At 73.0% G+C, this 11,713-nt stretch carries 9 protein-coding genes; 5 read left to right on the forward strand and 4 right to left on the reverse strand.

The window, feature by feature from the left end; genetic code table 11:
- Positions 1 to 19: 19 nt before the first annotated feature.
- Entirely contained in the window at positions 20 to 595 is a 576-nt protein-coding gene (locus tag ABB07_RS26345) for a hypothetical protein (RefSeq protein ID WP_208901022.1), read from the forward strand.
- Between the two features lie 30 nt (positions 596 to 625).
- On the opposite strand, the gene ABB07_RS26350 is transcribed toward ABB07_RS26345, so the two are convergent.
- From ABB07_RS26350 to ABB07_RS26365, 4 genes are all read right to left on the reverse strand, one after another.
- Positions 626 to 1,456: an arylamine N-acetyltransferase family protein gene (locus ABB07_RS26350; RefSeq protein WP_208901023.1), complete on the reverse strand. Its 831-nt coding sequence runs from the start codon at positions 1,454 to 1,456 to the stop codon at positions 626 to 628.
- A 57-nt stretch (positions 1,457 to 1,513) separates the two neighbouring features.
- On the reverse strand, positions 1,514 to 3,616 hold the full coding sequence (locus ABB07_RS26355; RefSeq protein ID WP_208901024.1) for a molybdopterin oxidoreductase family protein: 2,103 nt from the start codon (positions 3,614 to 3,616) through the stop codon (positions 1,514 to 1,516).
- Between the two features lie 98 nt (positions 3,617 to 3,714).
- Positions 3,715 to 5,184, reverse strand: a complete 1,470-nt coding sequence (locus tag ABB07_RS26360) for a translocation/assembly module TamB domain-containing protein (RefSeq protein WP_208901025.1) — start codon at positions 5,182 to 5,184, stop codon at positions 3,715 to 3,717.
- Positions 5,185 to 5,186: 2 nt separating this feature from the next.
- The gene (locus ABB07_RS26365; protein ID WP_244189533.1) at positions 5,187 to 5,867 is read right to left on the reverse strand and encodes a SanA/YdcF family protein; all 681 of its coding nucleotides are present in this window, start codon (positions 5,865 to 5,867) and stop codon (positions 5,187 to 5,189) included.
- A 162-nt stretch (positions 5,868 to 6,029) separates the two neighbouring features.
- Between ABB07_RS26365 and ABB07_RS26370 the strand changes: the two genes are divergently transcribed.
- The 4 genes from ABB07_RS26370 to dnaG all read left to right on the forward strand — a co-directional run bounded on the left by ABB07_RS26370 (position 6,030) and on the right by dnaG (position 11,700).
- On the forward strand, positions 6,030 to 6,890 hold the full coding sequence (locus ABB07_RS26370; protein ID WP_208901026.1) for a sirohydrochlorin chelatase: 861 nt from the start codon (positions 6,030 to 6,032) through the stop codon (positions 6,888 to 6,890).
- A 139-nt stretch (positions 6,891 to 7,029) separates the two neighbouring features.
- Positions 7,030 to 8,307: a deoxyguanosinetriphosphate triphosphohydrolase gene (locus ABB07_RS26375; RefSeq protein WP_208901027.1), complete on the forward strand. Its 1,278-nt coding sequence runs from the start codon at positions 7,030 to 7,032 to the stop codon at positions 8,305 to 8,307.
- Between the two features lie 104 nt (positions 8,308 to 8,411).
- Entirely contained in the window at positions 8,412 to 9,677 is a 1,266-nt protein-coding gene (locus tag ABB07_RS26380; protein WP_208901028.1) for an NAD(P)/FAD-dependent oxidoreductase, read from the forward strand.
- A 118-nt stretch (positions 9,678 to 9,795) separates the two neighbouring features.
- Positions 9,796 to 11,700, forward strand: coding sequence for a DNA primase (gene dnaG, locus ABB07_RS26385; protein WP_208901029.1), 1,905 nt, complete (start codon positions 9,796 to 9,798; stop codon positions 11,698 to 11,700).
- Positions 11,701 to 11,713: the final 13 nt, after the last annotated feature.

Here is an 11,713-nt window from a genome sequence, read left to right on the forward strand (position 1 = left end):
CGGTGCGAAGCCGTCGTCGGTGCTGACGCGCAAGCAACTCGAGGGCGCTGCGATCAACAGTGGTGACGTCTCCGGGTGGGAGGTGAGCGTTCCCAAGTCGTCGGCTGGGCCGATTGGCGGGCAGCGGCTGGTGGCTGACAAGCCGGCGTGCCAGCCGGTCGCCGACGCGCTGAGCGGGGCCGGGGCTGTCACGGCGGTTGCTGCGGTGGAACGGAGCGCTGTGGCGAGGGACCGCTCCGGCGTCATGGTGCGGATTCGTCTTGTCTCGTATTCCCCTGGGGACGCCGACAAGGTCATGGCTGGTCTGGCGAACGCGGACACGGGCTGCAAGGGCTTCATCGGCAGCACGGGCAACGGCCAGGAACAGCACGTGGGCGTAGCGGAGTACGACGGCTACCTCACCGCTCAGAGCAACGTCACTCTACGGCTGACAGCGAGGATCGGGCAGCAGACCCTGCCCGTGTATCTGGACGTCGGTCGAGTCGGCAACTCGGTGGAGTACTTCATGACGTTCAACGTCACAGGCGACGATCCCGGGACCGGATCGACAACTGCGCAGGTTCAGCAGCACGTCAGGCTGAGTGCAGTTCATTGATGCGGCGGCTGAACCGCCTCCGGCGCTGACTCACCCCAGCAACCGCACCCCCTCCGGCACCGCGATCCCGAAGTGCTCCTCCACCACGCGGCGTGCCTCCGTCTCGTTCGTCAGTTTGTGTTCGGTCACCGTGCCGTCGGCGCGGGTCTCGGTCAGCCGGGGGCCGTCCAGGGACAGGTGGCGTTCGGCGGTGGTGCGCTGGAGGTAGGGGCGCTGGGTGAAGGGGGAGCGGGGGTGGGTGCCGGCGTACCAGTTGAAGACCTCGAGGTCCGGCGCGCCGAACGGCTCCAGTGTGAAGGCGTACTGGCCGGTCCACTCCCGCGCCCGGCGGTCGTACGCCTGCAACTCCCACAGCTCCGACGGGCCTTCGTGCGGCAGGTGCACCAGGCGGTGCCGGCGTCCCGCGCCCTCGGACTCCTCGCCGGTGACCAGCGGCACCGGCAGCAGCAGCGCGCCGATCGCGCCGAAGCCCACGTCCGCGAGGTACGGCTCGGGCTCACCCGGCACCGAGACCCGCAGCATCGCGTGGGTGCGCGGCCGGCTCTCGGGTGTCGCGGCGCCCAGCACCACCCGCCCCGCCAGCGGTGTCACCCCGAACCCGAGCCTCTGGAGGGCCAGCCGGAGCAGGGTGTTGTGCTCGTAGCAGTAGCCGCCGCGCCGGCCGTGGATCATCTTCGCCGTCAGATCGGCGGGGGCGAGCGAGGGGGCCCGGCCGGACACGGCGTCCAGGTTCTCGAAGGGCAGGGACAGCGCGTGCGCCAGGTGCACCCCGCGCAGGGTCTGCAGGCCGGGCCGCCGGCCGCCCTGCCATCCGATGCGGTCCAGATAGGCGTCGAGGTCGAACTGCTCGGAGTCGGACATACCTCGAACCTAACGCGCTGAGGCCGCTGCCCGCCCCGACCCGCGGATCGATGCGTGCTACGTCCCTGGTCCTACGACCTCCACCCGCACCGCGCAGGACTTGAACTCCGGCATCCGGGACGTCGGGTCGAGGGCCGGGTTGGTGAGGGTGTTGGCGCGGCCCTCGCCCGGCCAGTGGAAGGGCATGAAGACCGTGTCCGGGCGGATGGCGGCGGTGATCCGGGCGGGGGCCGTCGCCCGGCCCCGCCGGGAGGTCACGGTCACCGGGTCGCCCTCGGCCGCGCCGATCCGGGCCGCGAGGCGCGGGTGCAGCTCCACGAAGGGACCGGGCGCGGCCGCGTTCAGCTCTGCCACCCGCCGGGTCTGCGCCCCCGACTGGTACTGGGACACCACCCGGCCGGTGGTCAGCAGGAGCGGGTACTCGGCGTCCGGTTCCTCCGCCGTGGCCCGGTGCGCCACCGCCGCGAAACGGGCCCGCCCGTCCGCGGTGGCGAAACGGTCCAGGAAGAGGCGCGGGGTGCCCGGGTGCGCTTCGGCCGCGGGGTCCTCCGCCGGCTGCGGGCACGGCCAGAACACCCCGTTCTCCTCCGCCAGGCGCCGGTAGGTGATCCCGGAGTAGTCCGCCGGACCGCCGGCGCTCGCCCGGCGGAGTTCCTCGAAGACCTCCTCGGGATCGGTCGGGAAGCCCTTCTCCACGCCGAGCCGGGCCGCCAGCTCGTGCAGGACGTACAGGTCGCTGCGGACCCCGGGCGGCGGGGTGACCGCCTGGCGGCGCAGCAGGACCCTGCCCTCCAGGCTGGTCGTCGTGCCCGTCTCCTCCGCCCACTGGGTGACCGGCAGGACGACGTCCGCCAGCTGCGCCGTCTCGGACAGCACCACGTCGCACACGGCGAGGAAGCCGAGGGACTTGACGCGTTCCTCGATGTGGGCCGCGCGCGGCGCCGACACCACCGGGTTGGAGCCCATCAGCAGCAGCGCCCGGATGTCCGTGCCCAGGGCGTCGAGGAGCTCGTACGCGCTGCGCCCGGGGCCGGGGAGCGCATCCGGGTCCACGCCCCACACGCCGGCCACGTGGGCCCGCGCCGCCGGGTCGTCCAGCTTGCGGTAGCCGGGCAGCTGGTCGGCCTTCTGGCCGTGCTCGCGGCCGCCCTGCCCGTTGCCCTGCCCGGTCAGGCAGCCGTACCCGGACAGCGGGCGGCCCGCCCGGCCCGTGGCCAGGCACAGGTTGATCCACGCGCCCACCGTGTCGGTGCCCTTGGACTGCTGCTCTGGCCCGCGCGCCGTCAGCACCATCGCGCTCTCCGGCTCGCAGAACAGCCGTACGGCTTCCCGGAGTTGCGGAACGGACACCCCCGTGATCCGCTCCACGTGCTCCGGCCAGTGCGCCATCGCCACCGCCCGCGCCTGCTCCCAGCCGGTGGTCCGCTCCCGGACGTACTCCTCGTCCACCCGCCCCTCGGCCACGATCAGGTGCAGCAGGCCGAGGGCCAGCGCGAGATCGGTGCCGGGGCGGGGGGCCAGGTGCAGGTCCGCCTGCTCGGCCGTCCTGGTCCGGCGCGGGTCGACGACGATCAGCTTCCCGCCGTTCTCCCGCAGCTCGGTGAAGAAGCGCAGGGAGGGCGGCATGGTCTCGGCGAGGTTCGACCCGACGAGGATCACGCACCCGGTCCTCGGGATGTCCTCCAACGGGAAGGGCAGGCCCCGGTCGAGGCCGAACGCCTTCGTCCCGGCCGCCGCGGCCGACGACATGCAGAACCGGCCGTTGTAGTCGATCTGCGAGGTGCCGAGCACCACCCGGGCGAACTTCCCGAGCGCGTACGCCTTCTCGTTCGTCAGCCCGCCCCCGCCGAACACACCCAGCGCGTCCGCGCCGTGCTCCCGCCGCGTGCTCCCGAGCCGCTCGGCGACCAGGTCCAGCGCCTCCGCCCAGCTCGCCTCGACCAGCCGGCCCCCGGACCGCACCAGCGGCGAGGTCAGCCGTACCGCGGGCGACAGCACCTCGGCCGCCGTACGGCCCTTGCCGCACAGCGCGCCCCGGTTCACCGGGAAGTCCGTCCGCTCGGTCACCTCGACGCCACCCTGCGGCAGGGGCGTGATGTTCATCCCGCACTGCAGGGCGCAGTACGGGCAGTGGGTGGGCGTCGAGGCGATCGGTTCCATGCCGCCAGCGTGCGTCGGGCGTGTTACGGCCCCGACCGCTTCCGGTTACACGCCCGGCACGGCGACCTCCCCGCCCGGCCGGTGGCGCCGTGAGGTCCCTACTGCCGGCTCAGCGAGCGGCTGACGCCCGCCGCGATCGTCGTCGCCAGCACCCAGCCGGTGACGATCAGCAGATACGACAGCCACTGGTACCACCCCACCGGCGCGTACGCCCCCTCCTGGCCGAAGTCGATGATCGGCAGCAGCAGGTCGAGGGTGTAGAAGAGCGGGTTGAACGCGGGCGCCTCGGACGGCTTGAGCGCGGGCGGATGGTGCAGGGCGAAGGCGAGCGTGCCGGTGCACAGCAGGAGCAGCAGCCAGCCCGCGGCCCGCATCGGACGGAAGCCGTAGCCGACGGCCGCGTCCTGCAGCCAGCCCCACAGCCGGGCGTACGGCGGCAGGGTGCGGCGGTGCCGGCGGAGCTTGGCCAGCTGCACGGTGCGCGCGGCGGCGTCGTCGCCGGCGGTGCGGTAGGCCGTGGTCAGCTGCTCGTAGGGGTAGGGAAGATAGCCGCTGACCTCACGCTCCAGCAGCGGCAGCCGCTGCTCGGCGGGCAAATGCGGGGCCAGGATCCGGTAGCTGAGCCCGTCGGTCTGCACGCGCTCGGGCCAGACCTCGGGCGGCACGTGCAGCAGCTCCACCTGGGCGCGGCGCAGATTGACGGCACCCTGCAGGGGTGCGGCCTCGCGCAGCCAGAGCTCGCCGATGACACTGCTGCTCGCGCGCAGGGCCACTCCCTCCGGATGGGACAGGCGGGCGTAGGCGAGGTTCAGCTGGTGGGGAATCCGGGCGCCGCGCAGGTTGAACCGCCCGTGGGTGCGCAGCCGCATCCCCCGCAGGTCGGTGCCGACCGACAGGGTCTCCGCGTCCAGTGCCGTACCGCCGGGGTTCTGCAGCACGGCGTCGTCGAGGTTCAGCTGCCCGCCCACGGCGGTCGCCTTCAGCCGGACCTCGCCGTGGGCGACGAGCCCGACGGCCCACACGTCCGCGCCCACCTCCGCATGGCTGAGCTGGAGAGCGGGTTCCTCACCGGCCTGGCCGAGGAGGCCGAGCCGCGCCTGGTTGGCGAACAACGCCCCGGAGATCCTCGCGCCCGCCAGCCGTACCGGACCCGTGATGCGGCAGCAGGTGATCCGCAGCGCCCCGTCGACGTGGAGGGTGCCCGCGGTGAGCCCCGGAAGGACCGAATCGGTCAGTACCAGGGCGCGGATCCTCGCCCCGTACAGGTTCGGGGCCTCGTCGAAGTGGCAGGCCCGCAGCCGGACCGGGTGGTCGACCGTCCCGTACATCAGATGGAGCTCCCCGGTGATCCGCGCGCCCCACACCTTCAGCCCGGCGATCCGCCCCTCCCGCACCGGACCGCCCAGCAGCAGTTCCCGCAGCACCTCCGCCCGCAGTGTCCGCTCCGGACCCCATGCGGCGCCCTGCTCCGGGTCCTCGTCCTCGCCGTCCCGGAAGTCGACCGCCGCGCCGAGCGGGAAGGCGTCCCACACGCGGCGCTCGGCGGGCGTCAGGTCCGTGATCTCCATGCTCAGTCCCGCGCTTCCGCGAGCGCCTTGCCGACCCCGTTCTCCCGCGGCCCCAGAAAGGTCGGATCCGGGCGGAACACGGCGTCCAGCACCGCCTTGCCCGCCGCGAACACCTCGCGTGTCCCGCCGTAGTACCAGGTCACATCGTGCTTGTCGGCGACCCCGACGCCGTACGAGTCCACCCCCGCCGCCTCGCACAGCGCCACCGCCCGCCGGATGTGGAAGCCCTGGCTGATCAGCACGGCCCGGTCCACGCCGAAGATCCTCCTGGCCCGCACACAGGAGTCCCAGGTGTCGAACCCGGCGTAGTCACGGACGATCCGCCGGCCCGGCACCCCGTGCTTCTCGAGATAGGCGCGCATGGCGTCGGGCTCGTCGTAGTCCTTGCGGCTGTTGTCCCCGGTCACCAGGACGACCTCGACCCGCCCCGCCCGGTACAGCGCCGCCGCCGCGTCCAGCCGGTGCGCGAGGTACGGCGACGGCTCCCCGTTCCACAGCCCGGCACCGAACACCATGGCGACCCGCGTGCGCGGGACGTCCGCCGTGGTGCGCAGCCGGTCCGCCGTGGACACGAACAGCCAGGTCGCCGGCAAGAGCGCCAGCACACACCCGGCCATCACGGCCTGCACCAGCCGGCGCTGCCCCGTGCGGGTGCGCGGCAGCCGCGGTCGACGGATCTTCACAAGGCCCCCAGGGATCGGTTCCAACCGGTTCCGCCCTTGGAGGACGCCACCGGCAGCCGTCCGGTTCGCCTCACACCGAGCATCCGTACGACGTGAAGCAGCGGAAAAAGCTCGTGACGGTCCGGCAACGGCCCGGCAACGTGACACCGTCAGGATTCCTTCATGACGGCGTCGCACCTTCCCCGCTCCGAGTCCCGCATCCACCTCGACAGCACGGCGCACCTCATGAACAGCATCAGCAGCCAGCTCGCCGGTCAGCTCCGGCTGGTCTCCCCGCTCGGCCACCGCCGCGCGGCCCCGCCCGCCCTCGTCCTGGTCGCCCACGGCAGCCGCGACCCGCGCGCGCTGGAGACCGTCCAGGCCCTGCGGGACCGGGTACACGAACTGCGCCCCGGCCTCCCCGTGCACCTGGGCCACATCGAGCTGAACGCGCCCCTGCTCCCGGACACCCTCGCCGCGCTCGGCGACACGCCCGCCGTCCTGGTCCCGCTGCTGCTCTCCCGCGGCTACCACGTCAAGCAGGACATCCCCGAGATGGCCGCCGCCGCTCCCGCCCCCACCCGGCCGGCCGCCCCGCTCGGCCCGCACCCGCTCCTGGTGGAGACCCTTTACGACCGCCTGCTCGAGGCCGGCTGGCCCACGGCCATGGACGCGGCCACCCGCCGCGCGAGCGCGGTCGTCCTGGCCGCCGCCGGCTCCCGCGACCCCGACTCGTCCGCCGACACCCGCCGCACGGCCCGCCTCCTCGCCGACCGCCTCGGGGTGCCGGTCGTCCCGGCCTACGCCTCCGCGGCGACCCCGACCGTCCCGACGGCGGTACGCGCCCTGGCGGCCCGCGGCCGGCACCGGGTGGCGGTCGCGTCGTACTTCACGGCACCGGGACGCTTCGCGACGCAGTGCGCGGACGCGGCGCCGTGGATAGCCGCGGCCCCCTTGGGGGCCCACCCGGCGATGGCCCGTCTGGTCCTGCACCGGTACGACGAAGCACGGGCGATCAGACCGCTGGAACTGGCCTCGGCTTGAAAGCGGGGGGAGGCGGTAACCCCCAAGGGGCGCGGGGCTGTATCCATATGCGGCTCCGCCGCGCGGGCGCGATCAGCCACACACAACCCGTAGCCGCCCAAAACAGAACTCGGCAGATGAGTAGGCATACTGTCGAAGAATGGAAGGCACCGCACTCGACAACGGCCCCTACGACCCGACCGCAGCGGAGCGTTGGGCCCCCGAGCCCGACAAACGCCCCGGCCGCACCGCCTTCCAACGCGACCGCGCCCGCATTCTCCACTCCGCCGCCCTCAGAAGGCTCGCGGGCAAGACCCAGGTCGTCACCCCGGGAGCCCACAGCCAGGTCTGGGACGCCAGCCCCAGAACGAGGCTCACCCACTCGCTCGAATGCGCCCAGGTGGGCCGGGAGCTGGGCGCGGCCCTCGGCTGTGACCCCGACCTGGTGGAAGCCGCCTGTCTGGCCCACGACCTCGGCCACCCGCCCTTCGGCCACAACGGCGAACAGGCGCTGAACGCCTTCGCGGACGACTGCGGCGGCTTCGAGGGCAACGCCCAGTCGCTCAGGATCCTGACCCGCATCGAGCCCAAGCGGTTCACCCCGGAGGGATCCGTCGGCCTCAACCTCACCCGCGCCACCCTCGACGCCGCCACCAAGTACCCCTGGCCGCGCGGCGCCCACCCCACCGACCCGGCGTCGAAGAAGTTCGGTGTGTACGAGGACGACCGCCCGGTGTTCGACTGGGTCAGGGCGCACGCCCCCGGCACCCGCACCTGCTTCGAGGCCCAGGTCATGGACTGGTCGGACGACGTGGCGTACTCGGTGCACGACGTCGAGGACGGCCTGCACGCCGGTCACATCGACCCCAACTGCCTGCACGCCGAGCCCGAGCGGCAGGCGGTGTTCGAGGTCGCCATCGGCCGGTACGTGCCCGCCGGCACCGACCCCGCCGAACTCTCCGCCGCGCTCGACCGCCTCCAGGACGAGGAGTGGTGGCCGCACGGCTACGACGGCACGGCGGTCGCGCAGGCCCGCCTGAAGGACGCCACCAGCCAGCTCATCGGCCGGTTCTGCCTGGCCGCCGAGGGCGCCACCCGCGCCGCGTACGGCACCGGCCGGCTCACCCGCTACGACGCCGAGCTCGTCGTACCGCGCGCGGCCCGGATGGAGTGCGCGGTGCTCAAGGCGGTCGCGGACCGCTATGTGATGCAGCGCGCCGAGCAGGAGCGGCTGCGCGCGGACCAGCGGGTCGTCGTGGCGGAGCTGGCGGAGGCGCTCACCGCCCGGGCCCCGGACGGGCTGGATCCGCAGTTTCGGGCGCTCTTCGACGGGGCAGGCGACGACCACGCACGCAAGCGGGTGATCGTCGACCAGATCGCCTCCCTCACCGACGCCTCCGCGCGCTCGCTGCACGCGAGACTTACGGGGCATATGTGAGAGGAACATGACCGTCCGTGGCCTGATCGGGTCACTCCCTCTTCCCGCATCACGCTGCGTGCGGGACGCTCCCATGTGGCGGCACCCTTACGAGGAGGCATCAAGTGGTCGACGCGGATCAGACATTCGTCATCGTCGGGGGCGGACTCGCCGGCGCGAAGGCGGCCGAGACGCTCCGGGCGGAGGGCTTCACCGGCCGGGTGATACTGATCAGTGACGAGCGCGACCACCCCTACGAACGCCCGCCGCTGTCCAAGGGCTACCTGCTCGGCAAGGAGGAGCGCGACAGCGTCTTCGTGCACGAACCGGCCTGGTACGCGCGGAACGACATCGAACTGCACCTCGGCCAGTTCGTGGACCGCGTCGACCGCGGCGCGAAGACGGTCCGCTTCGGCGACGACGGCACCCTCGTCCGCTACGACAAGCTGCTGCTCGCCACCGGCGCCGAGCCCCGCCGCCTGGACATCCCGGGCACCGACCTGGCGGGCGTGCACCATCTGCGCCGGCTCGCGCACGCCGAGCGGCTCAAGGGCGTACTGAGCTCGCTCGGCCGGGACAACGGGCACCTCGTGATCGCGGGCGCCGGCTGGATCGGCCTGGAGGTCGCGGCGGCGGCCCGCGAGTACGGCGCCGAGGTCACCGTGATCGAGCACGGTCCGACCCCGCTGCACGGCGTCCTCGGCCCCGAGCTGGGCGGCGTCTTCGCGGAGCTGCACCGCGAGCACGGCGTCCGCTTCCACTTCGGGCGGCACCTCACCGAGATCGTCGGCCAGGACGGCATGGTCCTCGCGGCCCGCACCGACGACGGCGAGGAGCACCCGGCGCACGACGTGCTCGCCGCGATCGGCGCGGTGCCGCGCACCGGCCTGGCCGAGGCGGCGGGCCTGGAGCTGGTCGACCGGGCGCACGGCGGCGGCGTCCTGGTGGACGAGCGGCTGCGCACGTCCGACCCCGACATCTTCGCGGCCGGTGACGTGGCCGCCTTCCCGCTCGACCTCTTCGGCACCAGGGTCCGGGTGGAGCACTGGGCGAACGCCCTGAACGGCGGACCGGCGGCGGCCCGCTCGATGCTCGGCCAGGACGTGACGTACGACCGCGTGCCGTACTTCTTCACCGACCAGTACGACCTGGGCATGGAGTACAGCGGCTGGGCGCCGGCCGGGTCGTACGACCAGGTGGTGATCCGGGGCGACGCCGGGAAGCGGGAGTTCATCGCGTTCTGGGTGCGGGAGGGCCGCGTGCTGGCGGGGATGAACGTGAACGTGTGGGATGTCACAGAGCAGATCCAGAAACTGATCCGCTCCAAGGCCCAGGTGAACACGGAAGCGCTGGCCGACCCGCACGTACCTCTGGACAGCCTCGTCTCCTGACGGCCGGGACCGTCACAGCACCCCCGTGCCGCAATTCCCGGGGGGCAACCCCCGGACCCCCGGCCGGGGGCCGGTCGGCGCACCCGGGTGTGTCAGCGGTGCCCCGTAGAATCACCTCGTGGCAGGACGGATCAACGACGAGGACGTGAAGGCGGTACGGGACGCGGTCCCGATCGACGCCGTGGTCTCCGAGTACCTCCAGCTGCGCAACGCGGGCGGCGGCAACCTCAAGGGCCTGTGCCCGTTCCACGACGAGAAGTCGCCGTCCTTCCAGGTCAGCCCGAGCAAGGGCCTCTTCCACTGCTTCGGCTGCCAGGAGGGCGGCGACACCATCACCTTCGTGATGAAGGTGGACCACCTCTCCTTCTCGGAGGCGGTGGAGCGGCTCGCCGCCCAGGCCGGCATCACGCTGCGCTACGAGGAGGGCGGGTACAACCCGGCCCACCAGCGCGGCGAGCGCATCCGCCTGGTCGAGGCGCACAAGATCGCCGCGCAGTGGTACGCCGAGCAGCTCGCCACCAGCCCCGAGGCCGAGACCGGTCGGATCTTCCTCGCCGAGCGAGGCTTCGACCAGGCCGCCGCCGTCCACTTCGGCGTCGGCTACAGCCCTCAGGGCTGGGACCACCTCACCCGCTACCTGCGCGGCAAGGGCTTCAGCGACAAGGAGCTGCTCCTCTCCGGGCTCTCCCAGGAGGGCCGGCGCGGCCCCATCGACCGCTTCCGGGGCCGGCTGATGTGGCCGATCCGGGACATCGGCGGCGAGGTCGTCGGCTTCGGCGCCCGCAAGCTGTACGAGGCGGACAACGGCCCGAAGTACCTGAACACGCCCGACACGGCGATCTACCGCAAGAGCCAGGTGCTGTACGGCATCGACCTGGCGAAGAAGGAGATCGCCAAGAGCAGCCGGGCGGTCGTGGTCGAGGGCTACACCGACGTCATGGCCTGCCACCTCGCCGGAGTGACCACCGCGATCGCCACCTGCGGTACGGCCTTCGGCGGCGACCATATCAAGATCCTCCGCCGCCTCCTGATGGACAACGGCTCGGCCCGCGTGATCTTCACCTTCGACGGCGACGCGGCCGGCCAGAAGGCCGCCCTGCGCGCCTTCGAGGACGACCAGAAGTTCGCCGCCGAGACGTACATCGCGATCGCGCCCGACGGCATGGACCCCTGCGAACTGCGCCTCGCCAAGGGCGACGAGGCGGTGGCGGACCTGGTCGAACCCCGCACGCCGCTCTTCGAGTTCGCGCTCCGCCAGATCCTGGGCCGCTACGACCTGGACACCCCGGCCGGCCGCGCGGCCGCGCTGGACGAGGCCGCGCCGATCGTGGCCCGCATCAAGAACAGCGGCGCCCAGCACGAGGTCGCCGTCGAGCTGGCCGGCATGCTCGGCATCCTGGACACCCAGTTCGTGGTCCGGCGGGTGGCCCAGCTGGCCCGCTGGGCCCGGGACGGCAAGGGCTCGCCGCAGCAGGGCCGCCCCCGCCCCGCCGACCAGCAGTGGGCGGCCGCCCCCCGCCCGGCCGGCGGCGGTCCGGCCCTCACCCTGCGCAACCCCGTCTACGCCGCCGAACGGGAACTGCTCAAACTCGCCCTCCAACGCCCCGAACTGGTCTCCCCGGCCTTCGACGCCTACGGCGTGGACGAGTTCACCGCGCCGCCGTACGCGGCCGTGCGCCAGGCGGTCGCGGAGGCGGGCGGCGCCGAGTACGGCGTCCAGGACCCGCAGGAGTACCTGGTCCGGGTCCGCGAGGCGGCGCCCGACGACACCGTCCGCGCGATGGTCACCGAGCTGGCCGTGGAGCCCATCCTCCGCCGCACGGTCGACGAGACCTACGCCGGCACGGTCCTGGTCCAGATCCGCCGCCGCGCCGTGGAACGCCGCATCCACGACATCCAGTCCCAGCTCACCCGCCTCGCCACCGGCGGCGACCCCGCCCAGCTGGCCGCCGTACAGAACGAGATGTGGGTGCTGCAGCAGTACGACCAGACGCTGCGGGAGCGGGGGGCGGAGGCGCTGTAGGGGCGCCTAGGCG

The organism is Streptomyces incarnatus, assembly GCF_001027185.1.
In the GTDB taxonomy this organism is placed as follows: domain Bacteria; phylum Actinomycetota; class Actinomycetes; order Streptomycetales; family Streptomycetaceae; genus Streptomyces; species Streptomyces puniciscabiei.

Excerpts from the sequence above, each read along its gene's own strand:
- ABB07_RS26350 (WP_208901023.1), bottom strand. The coding sequence starts at position 1,456 with ATGTCCGACTCCGAGCAGTTCGACCTCGACGCCTATCTGGACCGCATC.
- ABB07_RS26355 (WP_208901024.1), bottom strand. The coding sequence starts at position 3,616 with ATGGAACCGATCGCCTCGACGCCCACCCACTGCCCGTACTGCGCCCTG.
- ABB07_RS26360 (WP_208901025.1), bottom strand. The coding sequence starts at position 5,184 with ATGGAGATCACGGACCTGACGCCCGCCGAGCGCCGCGTGTGGGACGCC.
- ABB07_RS26370 (WP_208901026.1), top strand. The coding sequence starts at position 6,030 with ATGACGGCGTCGCACCTTCCCCGCTCCGAGTCCCGCATCCACCTCGAC.
- ABB07_RS26375 (WP_208901027.1), top strand. The coding sequence starts at position 7,030 with ATGGAAGGCACCGCACTCGACAACGGCCCCTACGACCCGACCGCAGCG.